General features: G+C 63.6%; 18 protein-coding genes. 12 read left to right on the top strand and 6 right to left on the bottom strand.

The window, feature by feature from the left end; all coding sequences use genetic code 11:
* Positions 1-61 precede the first annotated feature (61 nt).
* The gene (locus tag RAS12_RS21590) at positions 62-2,125 is read left to right on the top strand and encodes a hydantoinase/oxoprolinase family protein (protein WP_306940024.1); all 2,064 of its coding nucleotides are present in this window, start codon (positions 62-64) and stop codon (positions 2,123-2,125) included.
* On the top strand, positions 2,112-3,848 hold the full coding sequence (locus RAS12_RS21585) for a hydantoinase B/oxoprolinase family protein (RefSeq protein WP_306940023.1): 1,737 nt from the start codon (positions 2,112-2,114) through the stop codon (positions 3,846-3,848). The genes RAS12_RS21590 and RAS12_RS21585 overlap by 14 nt, the downstream gene beginning before the upstream one ends.
* Here the strand turns inward: RAS12_RS21585 and RAS12_RS21580 are convergent.
* The gene (locus tag RAS12_RS21580) at positions 3,835-4,638 is read right to left on the bottom strand and encodes a GntR family transcriptional regulator (RefSeq protein ID WP_306940021.1); all 804 of its coding nucleotides are present in this window, start codon (positions 4,636-4,638) and stop codon (positions 3,835-3,837) included. The two genes, RAS12_RS21585 and RAS12_RS21580, sit on opposite strands and share 14 nt — an antisense overlap.
* 230 nt (positions 4,639-4,868) lie before the next feature.
* Here RAS12_RS21580 and RAS12_RS21575 point away from each other — a divergent pair, with 230 nt between their 5' ends.
* The 9 genes from RAS12_RS21575 (at position 4,869) to RAS12_RS21535 (ending at position 13,121) form a co-directional block, all read left to right on the top strand.
* Positions 4,869-5,900 carry an ABC transporter substrate-binding protein gene (locus tag RAS12_RS21575; RefSeq protein ID WP_306940019.1) on the top strand — a complete coding sequence of 344 codons (1,032 nt, stop codon included), beginning with the start codon at positions 4,869-4,871 and terminating at the stop codon, positions 5,898-5,900.
* A 61-nt stretch (positions 5,901-5,961) separates the two neighbouring features.
* Positions 5,962-7,017: an ABC transporter ATP-binding protein gene (locus RAS12_RS21570; protein ID WP_306940018.1), complete on the top strand. Its 1,056-nt coding sequence runs from the start codon at positions 5,962-5,964 to the stop codon at positions 7,015-7,017.
* On the top strand, positions 7,014-7,880 hold the full coding sequence (locus RAS12_RS21565) for an ABC transporter permease (RefSeq protein WP_306940015.1): 867 nt from the start codon (positions 7,014-7,016) through the stop codon (positions 7,878-7,880). The genes RAS12_RS21570 and RAS12_RS21565 overlap by 4 nt, the downstream gene beginning before the upstream one ends.
* A gap of 1 nt (position 7,881) precedes the next feature.
* The gene (locus tag RAS12_RS21560) at positions 7,882-8,682 is read left to right on the top strand and encodes an ABC transporter permease (RefSeq protein WP_306940013.1); all 801 of its coding nucleotides are present in this window, start codon (positions 7,882-7,884) and stop codon (positions 8,680-8,682) included.
* Positions 8,682-9,839: an NAD(P)/FAD-dependent oxidoreductase gene (locus tag RAS12_RS21555; RefSeq protein ID WP_306940011.1), complete on the top strand. Its 1,158-nt coding sequence runs from the start codon at positions 8,682-8,684 to the stop codon at positions 9,837-9,839. Before RAS12_RS21560 ends, RAS12_RS21555 begins: the two co-directional genes overlap by 1 nt.
* Entirely contained in the window at positions 9,823-10,131 is a 309-nt protein-coding gene (locus tag RAS12_RS21550; protein ID WP_306940009.1) for a (2Fe-2S)-binding protein, read from the top strand. The genes RAS12_RS21555 and RAS12_RS21550 overlap by 17 nt, the downstream gene beginning before the upstream one ends.
* Positions 10,128-11,570: an FAD/NAD(P)-dependent oxidoreductase gene (locus RAS12_RS21545; RefSeq protein ID WP_306940007.1), complete on the top strand. Its 1,443-nt coding sequence runs from the start codon at positions 10,128-10,130 to the stop codon at positions 11,568-11,570. The genes RAS12_RS21550 and RAS12_RS21545 overlap by 4 nt, the downstream gene beginning before the upstream one ends.
* A 4-nt stretch (positions 11,571-11,574) precedes the next feature.
* The gene (locus RAS12_RS21540; protein ID WP_306940006.1) at positions 11,575-12,738 is read left to right on the top strand and encodes an NAD(P)/FAD-dependent oxidoreductase; all 1,164 of its coding nucleotides are present in this window, start codon (positions 11,575-11,577) and stop codon (positions 12,736-12,738) included.
* Positions 12,735-13,121, top strand: a complete 387-nt coding sequence (locus RAS12_RS21535; RefSeq protein WP_306940003.1) for a RidA family protein — start codon at positions 12,735-12,737, stop codon at positions 13,119-13,121. Before RAS12_RS21540 ends, RAS12_RS21535 begins: the two co-directional genes overlap by 4 nt.
* On the opposite strand, the gene RAS12_RS21530 is transcribed toward RAS12_RS21535, so the two are convergent.
* Genes RAS12_RS21530 through RAS12_RS21510 form a run of 5 tightly spaced genes read right to left on the bottom strand, consistent with a single transcriptional unit; the run spans position 13,096 to position 19,042 of the window.
* Positions 13,096-14,376 (bottom strand): amidohydrolase family protein, encoded by a 1,281-nt coding sequence (locus RAS12_RS21530; protein ID WP_306940001.1) that lies wholly within the window; start codon positions 14,374-14,376, stop codon positions 13,096-13,098. The two genes, RAS12_RS21535 and RAS12_RS21530, sit on opposite strands and share 26 nt — an antisense overlap.
* 21 nt (positions 14,377-14,397) lie before the next feature.
* Positions 14,398-15,348 (bottom strand): ABC transporter permease, encoded by a 951-nt coding sequence (locus RAS12_RS21525; RefSeq protein ID WP_306940000.1) that lies wholly within the window; start codon positions 15,346-15,348, stop codon positions 14,398-14,400.
* 10 nt (positions 15,349-15,358) lie between these two features.
* A complete protein-coding gene (locus RAS12_RS21520) occupies positions 15,359-16,432 on the bottom strand; it encodes an ABC transporter permease (protein ID WP_306939999.1) in 1,074 nt (357 codons plus the stop codon).
* Positions 16,433-16,481: 49 nt separating this feature from the next.
* Positions 16,482-18,011: an ABC transporter ATP-binding protein gene (locus tag RAS12_RS21515; protein ID WP_306939998.1), complete on the bottom strand. Its 1,530-nt coding sequence runs from the start codon at positions 18,009-18,011 to the stop codon at positions 16,482-16,484.
* A complete protein-coding gene (locus RAS12_RS21510) occupies positions 18,008-19,042 on the bottom strand; it encodes a BMP family protein (RefSeq protein ID WP_306939997.1) in 1,035 nt (344 codons plus the stop codon). The genes RAS12_RS21515 and RAS12_RS21510 overlap by 4 nt, the downstream gene beginning before the upstream one ends.
* Before the next feature lie 490 nt (positions 19,043-19,532).
* On the opposite strand from RAS12_RS21510, the gene RAS12_RS21505 reads away from it, so the two are divergent.
* A complete protein-coding gene (locus RAS12_RS21505; protein ID WP_306939995.1) occupies positions 19,533-20,462 on the top strand; it encodes a DedA family protein/thiosulfate sulfurtransferase GlpE in 930 nt (309 codons plus the stop codon).
* Positions 20,463-20,510: the final 48 nt, after the last annotated feature.

Here is a 20,510-nt window from a genome sequence, read left to right as displayed (position 1 = left end):
GTTGCCGCAAGGATCTCTTCGCGGCAGCGAGAAGACCCCCTTTTTTCAGGGAAAGAACGATATGTATCGCATAGGGATAGACGTCGGAGGCACGTTTACCGATTTCACGATGATCGACGAGGACGCGGGTGTCGTGCACTTTCATAAGGTGCCCTCGACACCGCATGATCCTTCCGAGGCCATCGCTACCGGTATCGGGCAGATGCTGGCCGATCATGGCGTTTCGCCATCGCAGGTGTCGCACGTGGGGCATGGCACAACGGTGGCCACCAATCTGATCATTGAACGCAAGGGTGCGCGTGTCGGCCTGATCACCACGCGCGGTTTTCGCGATGTGCTGGAGATCGGCCGCCAGACGCGGCCGCATCTGTACGATTACAGCGTCGCCAAACCCGTTGTTGCGGTACCGCGCGAGTTCCGTGCAGAAGTCGATGAGCGCGTGAATGCCAATGGCGAGGTATTGACCCGGTTGGACGAGGATCAGGTGCGATCCGCTGCGCGCCACTTCGCGCAAAGCGGTATAGAAGCCGTGACTATCTGCTTCTTGCACGCCTACCGCAACCCGGCGCACGAACGCCGTGCGGCGCAGATCGTGGCCGAAGAAATGCCCGATGTCTATATCAGCCAGTCGTCGGATGTGCTGCCCGAGTTCCGCGAGTACGAACGCCTGTCCACCACCGTGCTCAATGCGGCTGTAGGGCCGAAGATGGCGCGGTATCTTGAGCGATTTTTGCAGCGGGTGCGAGAGCTGGATATCGCTCACGAACCGCACACAATCCATTCCAACGGCGGCCTGATGTCGATCGCCACCGTTCGCCAGTATCCGGTGCGTACGTGCTTGTCCGGACCCGCCGCAGGCGTGGTCGGCGCGGCAGCCGTGGGGCGCGCCATTGGCAGCCTGAATCTGGTGACGTTCGACGTGGGCGGCACCAGTACGGATGTGTCCTTGGTGTGCGATGGGCGTCCCTTGTTTACGTCGCATCGTCATGTGGCGGGTTATCCCGTCAAGACACCGATGGTGGATATACATGTGATTGGCGCGGGCGGCGGCAGCATTGCGTGGCTGGATGATGCCGGTGCGCTGAAGGTCGGCCCGCACAGCGCCGGCGCGGTGCCTGGCCCGGTGGGGTATGGACGTGGCGGACAGGAACCCACGATCACCGACGCGGAGATCGCCTTGCAGCGTTTGAATCCGGTTGCTTTGCTGAACGGCCGCATGCCGGTTCACGCGGATGCGGCGCGCCAGGTTATTGAACAACGCGTGGCGCAACCTTTGGGTCTCGGCCTGGAAGCGGCAGCCGAAGGCATTCTGCGCATAGCGGCAGCCAACATGAGCCGCGCGATCCGCGCAGTGTCCACCGAACGCGGGTATGACCTGTCAGACTTTGCGCTGTACGCCTACGGCGGCGCAGGGCCCTTGCACGCGGTGGAAGTGGCTGAAGAGTGCGGCATCCCCGTCGTGATCATTCCGCAAGAGCCGGGAACCATGTGCGCGCGTGGCATTTTGTTGAGCGACATCTCGTTCGACTTTGTGCGCAGCGAGATCTCGCTGGCTGGTGACGATACGTGGCCCGCGATCTCCGCCATTTTCGACGGCCTGCGTAAACAGGCGGACGACTGGCTTATTGAAGAGCGCGTGGACCCGGCGCTGCGGCTGACGCATAGCGCCATTGACGCACGCTACGAAGGCCAGAACTTCGAGGTGCAGGTCAGCCTGGACGATACCGGCGCCGGTGGTTACACGGAATTTGCGCGCCGATTTGCCGAGGCGCACGAGCGCGAGTACGGCTACACCGTGGATGATCGCAAGGTGCAGATCATCAATTGCCGTATGCAGGCGGTGGGCCAAGTGGTGAAGGCGCCGCTTGCGCCGCGCCATATCGGCGGCGAGCTGGCCGATGCGCAGCTCGGCCAACGCAAGGCTTACTTCGGCCCTGTGCATGGCTGGCTGGAAACACCGGTATACGACCGCGATCGTGTGCCGACCGGCGCACGTTTTACGGGCCCGGCATTGCTTGAGGAAATGAGCTCGACCACCGTGGTGGGCGTGGGCCAGGACGCAAGCGTGGACGACTACGGCAACCTCATCATCCGTTTGCATGGAGGCTCGAATGACCAAGCCTGACAACATCACAGCCAACACGTCCGACATGGCGCCAGTGCTGGCCGACCCGATCGGTATGGAAGTATTCTGCAATCGCCTCTTGTCCATTACCGAGGACATGAACAACACGCTGGTGCGCGCGTCGTTCTCCACCAATATCAAAGAGCGTAAAGACTGCTCGGTCGCCCTGTTCGACGCGGCAGGCCGGCTGGTTGCGCAAGGCACGCAGATTCCGCTGCACCTGGGGTCACTGGATGGTGCGATGGGCGCTATTTTGCGCACCTTTCCGGTCGCTGGCATCCGCGAAGGCGACGTATTCATCTGCAATGATCCCTATCTGGCGGACGGCAGTCATTTGCCCGACATCAACATCGTCACGCCGGTGTTTTGGGAAGGCGTGCTGCGATTTTTTGCCGCCAATATTGCGCACCATTCCGATGTGGGCGGCGCGGTGCCGGGGTCCATCGCAGGCGGCTTGAAGTCCATCTTCGAAGAGGGCATACGCATTCCCGCCTGCCGCATTGCGCGCAATGGCGAAACTGACGAAGACATGCTGCGCCTGATCTGCGCCAACACCCGCGACCCCGAAGAGCGCGTGCTGGACTTGCGCGTGCAGATGGCAACCAACCGCCGCGGCGCGGCCGCAGTTCAGGGCCTGATCCGGCAGATGGGATTGGATGCGGTGTTGCGTTCAGTAGACGATGTGATTGCCTACACGCGCCGCCGTCTGCTCAACCGTATCGCCGAATTGCAGCAAGGCAGCTATACCTTTCGCAGCGATCTGGACGATGACGGCATGGGCGGCGACCCGGTGCCGATTCAGGTCACTTTGACCGTCCGGCACGACAACCTGCACTTTGACTTTGAAGGGTCAGGCAAGCAGGCGCGGGGCGCGATGAACCTGCCGTTCAATGCCTTGCGAGCCTGCGTGTATTACGCCGTCAAAGCGCTGCTGGACCCGGACTTGGCGCCGAACGCCGGCCTGTTCGATCCCATTACGTTGTCCGCGCCGGTGGGAACCATCACCAACCCGGAACACCCGGCGGCGGTGGGCGCGCGTTCCATCACCGCGCAGAAAGTGGCCGGCGCAATCTTCGGTGCCTTCCGGGGTTTGTTGCCGCCGGAAAAGACCATGGCGTCCAGCAATGACTGCTGCCCGGCTATTGTCTTTTCGGGCCGCTGGCGCGAGCGCGCCGGGCACTTTGTGTATTTGGAAACGCTGGGCGGAGGCGCGGGTGCGCGCTTTGACAACGATGGCATGGACGCGGTGCATGTGCACATGACCAATACGTCCAATCTGCCCGTGGAGGCGCTGGAGAACGAGTATCCGCTGTTGATGGATGAGTACGCCATGATTCAGGACTCGGGCGGCGTGGGCCGCACCCGGGGCGGCATGGCGATCGCCAAGCAGATACGCGCGGTGGGACCAGGCATCGTTTTCTCGGCGCGTTCGGATAGCCACACGGTGGGAGTGGCGGCCGGGGTCGATGGCGGCGGAGACGGACGCCGCGCACGTTTGATCCGCAACTTTGGCACGCCCGAAGAAGAGGAGTTGTTCTCGAAGACCGCGAACATCGCGCTGGCGCCGGGCGACAGCGTGCGTATCGAAACGCCGGGCGGTGGCGGCTATGGGGCGCCTGCCCTACGGTCGCGGGCGCGTATCGAACGCGATCTTGCCGATGGCAAGATCAGCGCCGAGGCGGCGCGTGCCGCTTATGGTGAGCCGCCCGTCACCCCACGTTAAGCGTCATCGAGTACTTCATTTTGTCGTGCGGGAAGGTGGTGATGGTGGCCAGCAGCAGCAAGCCGCCCTCGCCGTAATAACGGCGGGTGATGACAAAACCCGCCGTCTTGGGTTCAACCTGGAGTTGGCGGGCAATCGCCGCGTTGATGGGCGTGGCCGAGAACTCCTGGTTGACCTCGGTGATGCGGTCGCCGAAGTGATCTTCGATCAGGCGCAGCAAGGATATCCGTGACTTCACGTCCACGCGCACATCCGAGTGCTCGGGATCGGCGTAGATCAGCGTGCAAGCAGCTGCCGTGTCCTGGTCATCCAGCGTTTTGATGGAGTTGATATGAAGCCAGGATTTGTCTGTGGCGCAGCCCAGGCTCTCGGCCAAGCGCTTGGGTAATTTGATGGTGCGCACGTCCTGCACCAATAGAGCCGCGTTGCGCGCGTACTGAAGCAGGTCTGGAAATTGCGAGATACGTTGCGTAAAACGGGTGCTGGCGCGCGCGGTTTCAACGCGTGTGCCCACGCCAGGCCTGCGCGACACCATGCCGGCCACCGTCAGCATGCGGATGGCTTCGCGGATGGTGTGGCGGCTGGCGCCGAACTGGTCGCACAGTTCATGTTCGGTGGGCAACAGCGTCATGACGGGATACCGGCCCGAGCTGATGTCCTGTGAAAGCGTCTGATAGATGCTCTTGTAGCGCGGGCCGCCCGCGTCGGCGCCTGGCGCTTGTGCGAGGGGCCTGCCGCGTGCTTCCCGGGCTGCGCCGGGTCCGGCCGCGCGCTCGGACGATCGGGTCATGGGTGGCTCCTTATTGGGTTCTATCGGGGTTTGTACGGACAATAACCGATTGACAACAGTATCTCGTCCGATCCATTATTTGTCCGGACATTCATGTACGGACAAAGTGTACGACGGGGTGGTGTTCCAAAGCACCGGAAACCGCGAAATTTTTGCATCGCGCAGTGCCCTCCCGGTCCAGGCAGCATCAGGCAGTTCTTGCAGTTCTCTTCCAATAATCGGGGGTTTTCATGGGCAAGGTACTCGCAGTGCTCGCGGCGGCAACGGTGGCCGCCGGGCTGAGCGCCAACGCGGACGCGCAGCAGAAGTTGGTGGTGGCCGGTTACGGCGGATCGTTTGAAGACATCATGCGCAAGGACATCTTTCCGCCCTTCGCCAAGCAGCACGGCGTGGAACTGGACTATGTGGCTGGCAACTCCACCAACACGGTGGCGCGTCTGCAAGCGCAAAAAAGCAATCAGCAGGTCGACGTCGCGATCATTGACGACGGTCCGATGTATCAGGCGATAGCCTTGGGCTTTTGCGAGCCCATCAAAGGCTTGTCCGCCGACGACATCTACACCACGGCCCGCTACAAAGACGACAAGGCCGTCGCCATCGGTATCGTGGCAACCGGCATCATGTACAACAAAAAGGTTTTCGACGAAAAGAAGTGGGCCGCGCCCACGTCTTGGAAAGACCTGAAAGATCCCAAGTACAAGAAGCAACTGGTCGTGCCCCCGCTGAATAACACCTACGGTCTGCACGCGCTGGTGGAGTACGCCCGTGAGGGCGGCGGCAATGAAAAGAAGATTGACGCCGGCTTTACGACCTTCAAGAACGAAGTGGGTCCGAATGTGCTGGTCTACGAGCCGTCGCCCGGCAAGATGACTGAGCTGTTCTCCAGCGGTCAGGCGGTGATCTCCGTCTGGGGCAGCGGCCGCGCCAAGGCATTCGCCGACACCGGCTTCCCCGTGGGCTTTGTGTATCCGCAGGAAGGCGCCTACGCACTGCTGTCGTCCGTGTGTCCCATCGCCAAAGCCAATCCCAACCCTGCCGCGCAAGCCTTTGTGCAGTATCTGGTCACGCCAGAGGTGCAAGAGAAGCTGGCGTCCGCCTACGGTTACGGTCCGGTCAATAAGAAGGCCAAGGTGGCTGATGACCCGCGCGTGCCGTTGCCGATTGGCAAGCGCGCGTCCGACCTGATCGTGATTGATTGGGACACGGTCAACCAGAATCGCGACGACTGGAACAAGCGCTGGACGCGGGAAATCGAGCGCTGACGCGCGAGCGGGCTGCGGGTAGAAAAACGGGCGGCGCCTGGCGCCGCCAGCGGGAGCATTCATGACCTATTTAGTGTTGAACCGTCTAAGCAAGCGCTACGGTGAAACGACTGCCGTTGAAGACTTGAGCCTGTCCGTGAATCGGGGCGAGTTCATTTCTCTCTTGGGCCCTTCCGGTTGCGGCAAGACGACCACCCTGCAGATGATCGCGGGGTTTGTCGAACCCACGGGCGGCAGCATCGTGCTTGACGGCCGTGACGTCAGCAAGATGCCGGCAAATAAGCGGGGGCTGGGTCTGGTGTTTCAGAACTACGCGTTGTTCCCGCACATGACTGCTGCCGAGAACGTGTCCTTCGGCCTGGAAATGCAGCGCGTGAAGAAAGACGAGCGCGAAGCGCGCGTGGCCGATGCGCTCAAGCTTGTGGGCCTGTCGCATCTGGCCGATCGTCATCCTGCCCGCATGTCGGGCGGACAGCAGCAGCGCGTGGCCTTGGCGCGCGCACTCGTCATCCGGCCCAGCGTGCTGCTGCTGGACGAGCCCTTGTCCAATCTGGATGCCAAGCTGCGCGAGGAAATGCAGCTGGAACTGCGCAGCATCCAGCGCACGGTTGGCACCACCACGATTCTGGTCACGCACGATCAGTCCGAAGCGCTGGCCTTGTCTGACCGCATTGTGGTGATGAACCAGGGCCGCGTGGAGCAGGTTGCCGATCCATTCAACGCGTACGAAGGGCCAGCCAACCAGTTTGTGGGCGGCTTTCTGGGCAAGGCCAATGTGTTTACGCCGCAGTCCGAGCCGTATGGCAACGAAACCCGCGCGCGCATCGGCGAAGCCCACATTTCGATGGATGGCGCACCGGTGCCGCAAGGCGCGGTGATCGTGCGCCCGGAAAAGATTCTGTTTTCCGAACCCGCCGCCTGTGCGTTGCCAGGCCGCATGAAGACGCGGGTGTTCCAAGGCAATCACTGGTTGTGCCAGGTGGAAACCTCGGTGGGCGAGGTCATGGTGATTCGCCAGAATGACGGCATTCCCGTGCCCGCTGAAGGCGAGACCGTGCATTTGCGCTGGCGCGCCCAGGACATGTGTTCCGTCTTGTCGCCGGGCAGGCCAGCATGAGCGCCCGCGCCAACCCCTGGATGCTGAGCGCGCCAGCGTTGGTGGTGTACGCCACCTTCCTGGTGGTGCCAATGGCGCTGGTGTTCTTGATCAGCTTTTTCGACTTCCAGTTCTACGGCGGCATGCAGGCCACGTTTACATGGAAGAACTACATCGAGATCCTGACCGACGGCTACTACTACGAGATCTATGCGCGCACGTTTGGCGTAGCGGCGGCGGTGACGCTGGCTTGCCTGGTATTGGGCACGGCCGAGGCATACGTGCTGTCGCGTATGGCCAATCCGTGGAAGGGCTTGTTTTTGATGGTGGTGCTGGGCCCGCTGCTGATTTCCGTTGTGGTGCGCACCTTGGGCTGGGCGCTGCTGTTCGGTTCGACCGGGCTGATCAACAAAGCGCTGATGGGAATCGGCCTGATATCCACACCGGTAGACCTGATGTACAGCAACCTGGGCGTAGCCATTGCGCTTACGCACGTGCTGGTGCCGTTCATGGTGATTTCGGTGTGGGCATCGTTGCAGCGGATCAATCCATCCACCGAAGCGGCGGCGCTGTCGCTGGGCGCATCGCAATTTACCGTGATCCGCCGGGTGATCGTGCCGCAGGTGATGCCAGGCATTTTGTCGGGCGCGATCATGGTGTTTGCCATGGCCGCCAGTTCTTTTGCCACGCCGGCCATTATTGGCGGACGCCGTCTGAAGAACGTGGCTACCGCCGCCTATGACGAATTCTTGAACACGCTGAATTGGCCGTTGGGCGCGGCGTTGGCTGTGGTGCTGCTGGTGGCGACGGTTGTTGTGCTGCTGTCGGCCAACCGGATCATCGAGCGTAAGTACGGCGCTGTTTTCAATCAGGCCGGAGGCTGACATGCAATTCAAAAACGGTCCCATCGGCATACTGTTTCACACGCTATTTATTCTGTTCATTCTGGCGCCCATCGTCATGGTGTGCGCGGTGGCATTCACGTCCGAAGGCTTTATTTCGCTGCCTACCAATGGCTTGTCCCTGCGATGGTTCCGGGCCATTTTGGACAACCCGAGATTTGTCGAAGCGTTTTGGTTCAGCCTGGGGCTGGGTACCTTGTCGGCCAGCTTGGCGATTGTGCTGGCCGTGCCTAGCGCGCTGGCGCTGGCCCGCAATCGCTTCCGAGGGCGTGAGGCGCTGGTGGCGTTCTTTCTATCGCCGCTGATGATTCCGCATGTGGTGCTGGGCCTGGCCTTCCTGAAGTTTTTTACTACGGTGAATCTGGCTGGCACGTATGTGGGGCTTGTGGTGGCGCACGTGATCCTGGTCATGCCCTATGCACTGCGCCTGGTGCTGGCGTCAGCCACAGGCATCGATCCCGCGCTGGAACGGGCTGCGCAGTCGCTCGGCGCTTCCAACTGGACGGCGTTTCGCCGCGTGGTGTTGCCCTTGCTGCTGCCGGGGGTGGTCAGTGGATGGGTGATTGCGTTCATCACCAGTTTCGATGAACTGACCATGTCGATCTTCATCGCGTCGCCTTCCACGACGACGTTGCCCGTGCGCATCTTTCTGCACATCGAAGACACCATCGACCCGCTCGTGACCGCTGTGTCGGCCGTGCTGATCTACGTGACGATCATCGCCATATTCATCCTTGACCGTGTGGTCGGTCTGGAAAAGTTGTTTGTAGGAAAGGGACGCTAATGACGGACGAGAAAGAACAGGCGACGCGCGCGCCCGTGCATCGCGGCATCTATGACGCTGCGGTAATCGGCGGCGGGCTGGTCGGATCTGCCATTGCCTATGGCCTGCGGCGCGAGCTGGACCACGTGGCCGTGCTGGACGAAGGCGACGTGGCGTATCGCGCGTCACGCGGCAACTTCGGACTGGTGTGGGTGCAGAGCAAGGGAATGGGTTTGCCGCGCTACGGTGTGTGGACCATGACGTCGGCCGCAGGCTGGCCGACACTGGCTGCGCAGCTGCTGGAAGAGACGGGCGTGGACGTGCATCTGGAACAACGCGGTGGCCTGCATGTGCTGTTGAGCGACGAAGAAATGCAGGCCCGCGCCACGTTCATGAAGACCTTGCTGGCCCAGCCCGGCATGGCGCAATACGACTGGAAAATGCTGGACCGCGCCGAGGTCGCGGATCTGGTGCCGGGCATTGGTCCCGAGGTGCGCGGCGCAACGTGGACGCCGGTAGATGGCATTGCCAATCCGCTGAAACTGCTGCGCGCGCTGCACATGAGTTTTGCACAGCGGGTTGTGGATTACTTGCCGCGCCGTCCCGCGCAAAGTATCCGTCAGCGTGATGGCGTGTTCGAGATCGCTACCCCTGCGGGCACGGTGCGCGCACACAAGGTGGTGCTGGCATCGGGCCTGTCGAACAAAGATCTGGGCACGCAGGTGGGCCTGGACGTGCCGGTGCGGCCGCAACGCGGCCAGATCGTGGTGCTGGAACGCACGCGCCGCATGCTGGAAACGCCGCTGTCCACCTTGCGCCAGACCGATGAAGGCACGTGGCTGATCGGTGACTCGCAAGAAGAAGCGGGATATGTGGACAGCCATGTGGGCCTGCCGATTCTGGGCACCCTGGCGGACCGCGCCGTGCGCACCTTGCCTGCGTTGCGGGACGTGCGCGTCGTGCGCAGCTGGGCAGCGCTGCGTGTCATGTCCAAAGACGGTTTTCCGATTTATCAGCAATCCGAAACGTGCCCGGGTGCTTTTGTTGCCACCTGTCATAGCGGCGTGACGTTGGCCGCCGCACATGCGCTCAATCTGGCGCCCATGATTGTTGCAGGCCAGCTGGCCGACGACATGGCGCCTTTCTCGACCCGGAGGTTCCATGTTCAAGCGGCTTGACGAAGCGCAACGGCAGACGCAAAGCGCGCCCGTGCGCGTAACGGTCAACGGGGCTGAATTGCAGTGCCGGCAAGGCGACAGCGTGGCGGCGGCGCTATTTGCCGGCGGCGTGCAGGCCTGTCGCGACACGGCAGTCAATGAGGTGCCGCGCGGGCCCTATTGCATGATGGGTGTCTGCTACGACTGCCTGGTCACCATTGATGGCCAGGCAAACCAGCAGGGCTGCATGACGGCCGTGCGCGAAGGCATGAAGATCGAGCGCCAGCTGGGCGCACGCAAGGTGCAGGCATGATCGATACAACGCAATGCGATTTGCTCGTGGTGGGCGCAGGTCCGGCGGGATTGGCGGCGGCAACGCTGGCCGCAAAACTGGGCGTCGATACGGTTCTGCTGGATGAGCAGGCTGCGCCGGGCGGCCAGATCTATCGCGCCATTACGACAACGCCGGTCACGGACCGCGGCATTCTTGGCGAAGACTATTGGCACGGCGCGTCTTTGGTGGAGCCATTCCAGCAGTCAGGCGCGCGTTATGTGCCCGGCGCGACGGTCTGGGCCGTTGCCGAGCACACCGCGCCTTATCCGGAACAGGGCTTTGAGGTCGCGTACTCGGTGGCGGGCGAAGCGCGCATCGTGCATGCGCGCCGGCTGCTGCTGGCAACCGGTGCGCAGGAACGTCCCTTCCCGATTCCGGGCTGGACCTTGCCTGGGGTCATCACCGCCGGGGCCGCGCAGATTCTGTTGAAGTCCGCAGGCGTGGTGCCCGCTGATCGCACGGTGCTGGCTGGCAGCGGTCCGCTGTTGTATCTGGTGGCCTGGCAATACCTGAACGCGGGCGTCAAGATCGACGCCCTGCTGGAGACCACGCCGCCCGGCCGTCTGAGCCAGGCGCTGCCGAAGATCTGGGGGTTTTTGAGATCACCCTATCTGGGCAAGGGGCTGAAACTGCTGCGTGCGGTGAAGGCGGCAATACCCATTGTGAAAGGGGTGACCGCGCTTGAGGCGCTGGGCGATGGAAAGCTGCAAAGCTTGCGCTACACCGCAGGTGGTGAGACCAAGACCTTACAGGCTGATCAGTTGATGCTGCATCAAGGCGTGGTGCCCAATGTGAACCTGTCGCGCGCCGTGGGCGTGGAGCATCGCTGGAACGATGCGCTGGACTGTTGGGAACCGCAGGTCGATGAATGGGGCCTGACGTCGGTCGAGGGCATAGGCATGGCCGGAGACGGCGCGGGTATTGCTGGCGCGCTGGCGGCGGAGAATCGCGGCCGCCTGGCGGCCTTGCAGGCGGCGCATCTGCTTGGGCGCATCGATGCCGTTAAACGCGATACCGAGGCCGTGGCGCCCCGCGACGCACTGGCCCGCGCCGTACGCGGCCGTGAGTTCTTCGACGCGCTGTACAAGGCGCCAGAGGCCTTCAGGCGCCCGACGGGTGACACCATTGTGTGCCGCTGCGAAGAAGTGACCGCGGCCCAGGTGCGGGATACGGTCAAACTGGGGTGCAGCGGCCCGAACCAGATGAAAGCGTTTCTGCGTTGCGGCATGGGGCCGTGCCAGGGGCGTTTCTGCGGGTTGACGGTGGCGGAGATCATCGCGGAAGAGCGCGGCGTGCCGACGCAGGAAGTCGGCTACTACCGGCTGCGCTTTCCGACCAAGCCGCTGACGTTGGGGGAGCTGGCGTCGCTGCCGCAAACCGACGATTCCCGCCAAGCCGTTGTGCGTCTGAAAAAATAGCGCCATGACCGAAGCATCGCGGTCAGCGGAAGTCATCATCGTCGGCGGCGGGCTGCACGGCAGTTCCGCGGCCTTGCATCTGGCTCGCGCCGGCGTGCGGGCGCTGGTGATCGAAAAGAACTACGTGGGCCGGCATGCGTCCGGCGTCAATGCAGGCGGTGTGCGTACGCTGGCGCGGCACTTGGCCGAGGTGCCGCTGGCGCTCGCCTCGCGTGAACTCTGGTATCGCATCGCCGAGCTGGTCGATGATGATTGCGGCTTTGAGCAGCACGGTCAGGTGCGCGTGGCGGAGAACGAGACCGATGTGGCCGCCTTGCGCACGCGCTTGCAAACCATGACCGATCATGGCTACACGCACGAGCAGTGGATAAGCCGTGAAGACCTGCTGGACATGATTCCCGCACTCGCGCCCACTGTTCAGGGCGGTTTGATTGCACGTGAGGATGCGGCCGCTGATCCCTATCGCACCACACTGGCCTTCCGCATGAAAGCCGCCAGTCTGGGAGCGCGATTTCTAGAGGGCGTGCGGGTGGGCAACGTGACGCATCATGATGGCCAATGGCGAGTGGAGACCGATGCTGGCGTCTACACCGCGCCCAAGATATTGAACTGCGCAGGCGCCTGGGCCGACCGTATCGCGGCGCAGTGGGGCGAACCGGTGCCCTTGACGGCCATCAGCCCCATGATGCTCGTGACCCTGCGCATGGATCATTTCCTGGACGCCGTGGTGTTGGGAACGGGCCGCGCCCTGTCGTTCAAGCAGCGCACGAACGGCACGGTGCTGATCGGCGGCGGACGGCGCGCCTGGGTGGATCGCGATGCGGAATGGACCGAGCTGGATTTCCGTTCACTGGCCGATGGCGCGCGCACAGTCTGTGACCTGTTTCCGCACATGCGCGGAGCAATCGTGAATCGCGGCTGGGCGGGCATTGAAGCCGCCATGCCGGACGAGATACCCGTCATCGGCCGCAGCAGCCGGCACGAGACCGCCTTTCATGCCTTCGGCTTTTCAGCGCATGGTTTTGAACTGGGGCCGATCGTCGGCCGCATCATGGCGGACCTGATTACCACCGGCGCGACCGATATGCCGATCGCGCCCTTTCGGATTGAACGTTTTTCGGATGCCGGACCGGCGTCCAGCCCAACCACAAAGGAGCAAGAACAATGACCGATATCGTGCGCAAAGACACCAACGCGCGCCTGAGCCGCATCGTGATCCATGGCGACACCGTGTATGTGGCGGGCGTGACCTCGGCGGCGGCTGGCGGCATCACCGCGCAGACGCGCGACGCCTTGACGAAGATTGACGGCTATCTGGCTGCGGCGGGCACGGATAAGTCGCGCCTGTTGTCCGTGCAGATCTGGCTGGCGGACATCGACCGCGATTTTGCCGGCATGAACGCCGTGTGGGCCGAGTGGGCGTTGCCCGATGCGATGCCCACCCGCGCTACCTGCGAGGCCAAGCTGGCCGCGCCGGAGCTGCTGGTGGAGATCATTGTGACGGCCGCCAAGCGGCCGGGGTATGTCAGCGGGCCGGTGTCTGAAAGCTGACCTGGCCAGGACGGCCCGGCAGGTTCAAGGTGGCGGTAGCGGGCGGCGTGGTGGCGACCACGTTGCCGGCGCGCAGCACCATCAGGCGGGTGGCGCGCAGACGCAGCGCTTCGACCGGATCACGGGCTTGCAGCAGCACCATGTCGGCGCGCTTGCCAACCGCAAGACCCGTTTCGTCCAGACCCAGGATCTTCGCGGGCGTGACCGTCACGGCTTCAAAACAGGCGCGCATGGCTTCCTGCCCCGTCATCTGGCCCACATGCAGGCCCATGTGCGCCACTTCCAGCATGTCGCCGGAACCCAGGCTGTACCAGGGGTCCATCACGCAGTCATGGCCGAAGGCCACCGGCACGCCGGCCGCCAGCAATTCAGGCACGCGCGTCATGCCGCGGCGCTTCGGATAGGTGTCGTGGCGGCCTTGCAGCGTGATGTTGATCAGCGGATTGGCAATTGCCGACACGCCGGCTTCGCGGATCAGCGGGATCAGCTTGGACACGTAGTAATTGTCCATCGAGTGCATGGACGTCAGGTGCGAACCCGTGACGCGCCCTTGCAGACCCAGGCGTTGCGTGTGATAGGCCAACGTCTCGATATGGCGCGACATCGGGTCATCGCTTTCATCGCAGTGCATGTCCACGCGCAAGCCGCGTTCGGCGGCCAGCTCACACAGAATGCGCACGGATTCGGCGCCGTCCTGCATGGTGCGTTCAAAGTGCGGAATGCCGCCCACCACGTCCACGCCCATATCAAGCGCGCGCTTCAGATTGTCCAGCGCGCCCGGCGCACGCAGCACGCCATCCTGGGGGAACGCCACCAGTTGCAGGTCCAGATACGGTTTGACCTTTTCACGCACATGCAGCAGCGCTTCGGTGGCGAGCAGGCGCGGATCACAGACGTCCACGTGTGAGCGGATCGCAAGCAGACCGCGCGCCACCGCCCAGTCGCAATAGGCCAATGCGCGTTCGACCAGGGCTTCCTGAGTCAACAGCGGCTTGAGTTCGCCCCACAGCGCAATCCCTTCCAGCAAGGTGCCGGATTGGTTCACGCGCGGCAGGCCAAAAGACAGGGTCGAGTCCATGTGGAAGTGCGCATCCACAAAGGGCGAGGTCACGAGCTGTCCGGCGGCGTCCACCGTCTGGCCAGCTTCGGCTTTCAGCGCGGGCTCCATCGCGGTGATGCGGCCTTGGGCCACACCGATGTCGATGTTCTTGCGGCCGTCGGGCAGCGTGCAATTCTTGATGATCAGATCGAGCATGTTCTTAAGCAGCCTTGAAGTTCAACGTTCGCCCTTGCGGTAGGGCTTCATCAGGGCCTGCGGGTAGGCGGCGCGGCGCGCCATCACTACCAGGGCCAGGATGGACAGGATGTAGGGCAGCATCAGGTAAACCTGATATGGCAATTCAGGCAGGCCGGGCAAGGCGACACCGCCTTGCTGCATACGTAGTTGTAGCGCATCGAAGAAGGCGAAGATCAACGCGCCCAGCAACGCCTTGCCGGGCCGCCACGACGCGAACACGACCAGCGCCACGCAGACCCAGCCGCGGCCGTTCACCATATTGAAGAAGAAGGCGTTGAACGCGGCCAGCGTCAGGAAGCTGCCGGCCACGCCCATCAGCGCGGAACCGGCCACGATGGCGCCCATGCGCAGCCACGTGACCGATAATCCCTGCCCTTCCGCTGCGGCTGGGTTTTCGCCCACCATGCGGATGGCCAGACCTACCGGCGTGCGGTTCAGCACCCAGGCCAGAATCGGTACGGCGGCCAGCGCGATCAGCGTCATCGGTGTCTGTCCGGCCAGTACCGGACCGATGATCGGAATACCGTCCAGGAATTTCATCTCGGCAAACGGGGTGATGGTGGGCGGCGTGTTTACGCTGGGAAATGTGACGCGATAGGCGAAGTAAGAGAGGCTGGTCGCAAGCAGGGTTACGCCCAGGCCCGAGACGTGTTGCGACAGGCCCAGCGGCACCGTCAGCACGGCATGCAGCAGACCGAACACGGCGCCGGCCAGCGCTGCGGCCAGCACGCCGACATACAACGGCGCGCCCAGGTAAACGACCAGCCAGCCGGTGAAGGCGCCGGCGGCCATGATGCCTTCGATACCCAGGTTCAGCACACCGGCGCGTTCGCACAGCAGCACGCCTAGCGTGCCCAGAATCAACGGCGTGGCCAGGCGCAGCACAGCCACCCAGAAGGCCGAGGAACTCAGTAGATCCATCCATTCCATGGCGTGCTCCTCAGGCCCGGTTGCGGCGCAGGCGATACTGCGCAAATAGCGTCGCGACCAGCATGGCAAGCAACGAGGTGGCGACAATGACGTCGGCAATGTAGTTAGGCACTGCGATAGCGCGGCTCATGCTGTCCGCGCCGACCAGCATGCCCGCCACGAAGATACTGGCCACGACCACGCCCAGCGGATGCAGGCCGGCCAGCATCGCGACGACGACACCTGTGTAGCCATAGCCGGGTGACATATCCAGTGTGACGTAGCCGGTGCGGCCCGCCACTTCAATAGCGCCAGCCAATCCTGCCAGCGCGCCGGACAGCATGGCAGTGCCCAGCATGACGCGGTTCACCGGCAATCCCAGAAAGCGCGAGGCGTGCGCATTGGCGCCCACGGCGCGCATCTGGAAGCCGAAGACGGTGTAGCGGTTCAAGAGCCACAGGCCCAGCGCCAGGCCGCCCGCCCACAGCAGCCCGGTGTGGGCGCGTGTGCGTTCAATCAGTTTGCCCAGTTCCAGGTCGCCGTTGAGCGCCACCGACTGCGGCCAGCCCATGGCCATCGGGTCTTTCATCGGGCCGTCCAGCATCATGGACACGAATAGCAGCACGATGAAGTTGCCGAGTAAGGTGGTCACGACTTCATCCACGCCCAGACGCGTTTTCAGCAGCGCAGGGATCAGCAACAGCAAGGCGCCCGCCAATGCGGCGGCCAGCATCATGCCGGCGAACAGCACCGGCAAAGGCAGATCGAACCCCGTGCCGTCGTGCAGGCCGCCCACGGCGACGGCGGCAAGCGCGCCCAGGTACAGCTGCCCTTCGGCGCCGATGTTGTAGAAGCGCGCGCGGAACGCCACGGCACAGGCCAGGCCCGTGAGCATCAGCGGCGTGGCGCGGGTCAGTGTTTCGGATAAGGCAAAGCGTGAACCAAAGGCGCCTTCAAATAGCAGCGCGTAAGTGCGGCCCACGGGCGCCCCGGCCCAGGCCACCAGCAAGGTGCACACGGCCAGCGTAAAGAGGATGGCCGCGATCGGGGCCAAGGCCAGTGCCATGCGGCTGGGCTCGGTGCGGCGTTCCAGGATCAGTTTCATGCGAAAGGGTGCTCAATAAATAGGGAAGCGGCGCTCGGCGGCGCGGCCGTCAGGCGCGCGTTCCCGTCATGGCCAGGCCGACCGTGGCGGGCGTCCATTCGGCGACCGGTTTGACCGCGACAAGCTTGCCGCCGCACAACACGGCGATGCGGTCGGCCAGTGCAAAGATCTCTTCCAGGTCTTCAGATACCAGCAGCACACCCGCGCCGCGTGCGCGGGCCGCCAGCAGTTGCTCGCGCACGTAGGCTACGGCGCCAATGTCCAGGCCCCATGTGGGCTGGTCGGCCACGATGAAACGCGGTTCCCGCGCCAAGGTGCGGCCCAGGATCAGCTTCTGCATATTGCCGCCGGACAGGCTGCGCGTGCGTACGTCGAGCGACGCGGCGCGCACGTCGAACTGCTTGGCGAGCGCTGCCGCATAGGCCTTGCCTGCGCGAGCCCGGATCAGGCCGTAGCGGGCGAAGCGTTTGTCCTTCAGGTCTTCGACGATGGCGTTTTCCCACAAGGGGCTGTCGCCAATCACGCCTTCGTGGTGGCGGTCTTCCGGGATGCGGCCAACGTGGGCCGCCGTCCAGCCGGCCGGCGTGGTGGGCGCGGCAGCATGTTCGGCGCCCAGGCGGATCGTGCCGTCGGATGGCTGGCGCAGGCCCGTCAATACCGACACGAGCGCTTGCTGGCCATTACCGGCGACGCCGGCGATGGCGACGATTTCATGTTTGTGGACCACCAGATCCAGACTGTCCAGGCGCGGCGCGCCATCGCGGTGGTCGCGCACGGTCACTTGCGACAGCGTCACGACCGGGGCGGCCTGTTCGGCTGCCGTCACGGCTTCGGCGCGCGGCATGACGACTTTGCGGCCCACCATCAGTTCGGCCAGTTCGGCAGGGCTGGTGCCAGCGGTGTCGCGCTCGGCCACCAATTTGCCCTGGCGCAGCACCGCGACGCGGCGCGATACCGCCATCACTTCGTCCAGCTTGTGCGAAATGAAAATGACGGCCAGGCCTTCATCGACAAAGCCGCGCAGCGTGGCGAACAGGTCTTGCACTTCTTGCGGCGTGAGCACCGCAGTGGGCTCGTCCAGGATCAGGACGCGGGCGCCGCGGTACAGCGCCTTCAGAATTTCGACGCGTTGCTTTTCACCGACCGAAAGTGTGCCGACGCGCGCGTCCGGGTCCACGCCCAGACCGAAGCGCTGGCCCAGTTCCACCAGCCGCCGGCGTGCCTTGCCGCGGCCGGACGCCAGCTTCCAGAGCGGTTCAGTGCCGACCATGATGTTGTCCAGCACGGTCAGGTTGTCGGCCAGCGTGAAGTGCTGGTGCACCATGCCAACGCCCGCCGCCAGCGCCGCATCGGGCCGGCCTGCGGGCAGAGGTTTGCCGAAGACTTCGATACTGCCGGCGTCGGCCACATAGTGGCCGAACAGAATCGACACGAGCGTCGATTTGCCGGCGCCGTTCTCGCCCAGCAAGGCCAACACTTCGCCCTGACCGAGCGTAAGCGAGACATCGTCGTTGGCCGTCAGGCTGCCGAAGCGTTTAGTGATCCCCGTCAGTTGCAGGGCGAGAGGCGCTTGATTCATCGTGCCGAGGACTTGGGTTCTTTGTCGTTGACCTTTACGGTGAAGCTGCCATCCAGAATGGCCTTTTGCTTGGCTTCAACCTTGGCGGTCAGTTCTGCGGGAATCTTCTTTTCGAAGGTGCCCAGCGGGGCGAGTGACGAGCCCTTGAACTTCATCAGCGAGTACTGGCCGAAGTCGTCTGCCTTGAAGGTGCCGGCCTTGACTTGCTTGAGCGCTTCGTCAATGGTGGGTTCCATGCTCCACAGGGCCGATGCCACAACGGTTTCCGGGTACTGCGGCTGCGTGTCGATCACGTTGCCAATGGCCAGCTTGCCGCGTTCCTTCGCCGCATCGGATACGCCGAAACGCTCGGCGTACAGCACGTCAGCGCCCTTGTCGATCATGGCGAACGCGGCTTCCTTGGCCTTCGGGGGATCAAACCAGGAGCCGATGAAGGTCACGGTGAACTCTGCCTTGGGATTGATTTCCTTGGCGCCTTCAATGAAGGCTTGCATCAGACGATTCACTTCCGGAATGGGGTAGCCGCCAACCAGACCGATCTTGCCCGTCTTGCTCATGCCGCCGGCGATCATGCCCGTCAGGTAGGCGGGTTCCTGGATGTAGTTGTCGAACACCGAGAAGTTGGGTTGCTGGGGCTTGCCCGACGAACCCATCAGGAAGGCGGTCTGCGGATAGTCCTTGGCCACCTTGCGGGCGGCGGCTTCCACGGCGAAGGCTTCGCCCACGACCAGCTTGTTGCCCTGTTCGGCGTACTGGCGCATGACGCGTTCGTAGTCGGCGTTGGTGACGTTTTCCGAGAACGTGTATTCGATCTCGCCGCGATCACGGGCGGCGGTCAGCGCCTTGTGGATGCGCGACACCCATTGCTGCTCGACCGGTACCGTATAAATGGCGGCAACCTTGGTTTTGGCGGGGGCCTGGGCTTGCACGGCGCCCGAGAACAGCAGCGCGCCAGCAGCGGCTGCCGCTGCCAGCTTGAGCAGACCGCGGCGGGCAATGCCGCCAGCGGACGGGGTGGACAAGGATTTCATGCGGGTGACTCCTTCGCAGGGATGGAAACGTAACGGAGATGGCGGCGGTGCAACGGCTGGCCGGATATTGCCGGGCAGCGGGCGCGGCCGCGCGTGGGATGGCGGCCTGGCGTTCCATGGTCGCGATCGCCGGCAGGCATGCCGGATCGAGCGGACAGAAACGTAGGCGTGGGATCGGTCATCGGATGGGGAGCGCCGGGAGGCGCGTCCCACCCACATGGTCGGGTTCGCAGCCAGTCCTGGCGAAGCAAGTTGTATGCCATGGGGCCTTCCCGCGACAAGTCGGGGAAACCTGATGGACGGGCAGGATTATAGGCACCCTGGCGGGGAATCGTGGCACCAAACTGGTGCGCGCCGTCCCAAGGGATGGACAGTGCGGGTGTAAAACGGTCTGTTGCAGTGCAAGGCGCGCCTGGAAACTGCCCGCAGGCAGGCTGCAAGCCTAAAATCAGCGCTTAGGCCGCACGCGGTGCGGCAAGCTGGAAATTTCATGCAAGACATTCAATTGCTGCTCGAACAGTACGGCGGGTGGCTGGTGTTCGCCAACGTGCTGGTTGAACAGGCGGGGCTGCCCGTGCCGGCCTACCCCATGCTGATCGCGGCAGGTGCGCTGGGCGGCGCGGCGGGTTGGATCGGGCCTTGGCTGGCCGCCACGGTCGCATGCCTATTGGCCGACACGCTTTGGTATGCCGCAGGCCGGCGCTATGGGTCGCGCCTGTTGGGCGTTGTCTGCAAGCTGTCTTTATCGCAGGATTCCTGCATTCGTCAGACCCAGCGCCTTTACCTGCGCATCGGCGTGCGGGCGCTGCTGGTGTGCAAATTCCTGCCCGGCGCGGGCGCGCTGTCCACCGTGATGGCAGGCCTGACGGGCACGGCCTACCGGCGTTTCCTGCTGTATGACCTGGCGGGCGCCATGATCTGGGCAGGCTCCGGTTTGCTGCTGGGCGGCCTGTTCCACAGCGTGATCAACGACGTGCTGGAAGTGCTGGGCACATACGGCGCGATGGGCCTGGGCGTGTTGGCGGCGATTCTGGCGATCTACATCCTGACGCGCTTTCTGCGCCGCCGGATTCTGCTGCGCAGCCTGCGGGTCATTCCCAGGTTATCCGTGAACGAACTGATGCAATGGCGTCAGGACGGGCGCAATGCGCTGGTCTTCGATGTGCGGCCTGAAGCGCAGCGCGACGCCCAACGCATTCCGGGCGCTATCGCGGTGGATTTGAAGGGCGCCCTTCCCGCGCTGGACAGCCAGGCGCTGGACTCCGACATCGTGGTCTATTGCGCCTGCCCCAACGAGGTGTCGGCCGCCTTGCTCGCCTCGCGGCTGCGGGCGGCAGGTTATCCCAAGACCTGGGCGCTGCGCGGCGGTTACGAGGCATGGGCAGACCTGGAGCATCGGAACGCCAGTGCATCTTCTTGATGCTGCTTGGTTCGGACACGGCAAAATCGGAAACATCCTATAGACGGA

It is taken from the genome of Achromobacter seleniivolatilans (genome assembly GCF_030864005.1).
Classification (GTDB): Bacteria; Pseudomonadota; Gammaproteobacteria; order Burkholderiales; family Burkholderiaceae_B; genus Achromobacter; species Achromobacter seleniivolatilans.
The sequence above is the reverse complement of the archived record's forward strand: the minus strand, read 5'-3'. Positions and strand labels throughout refer to the sequence as shown.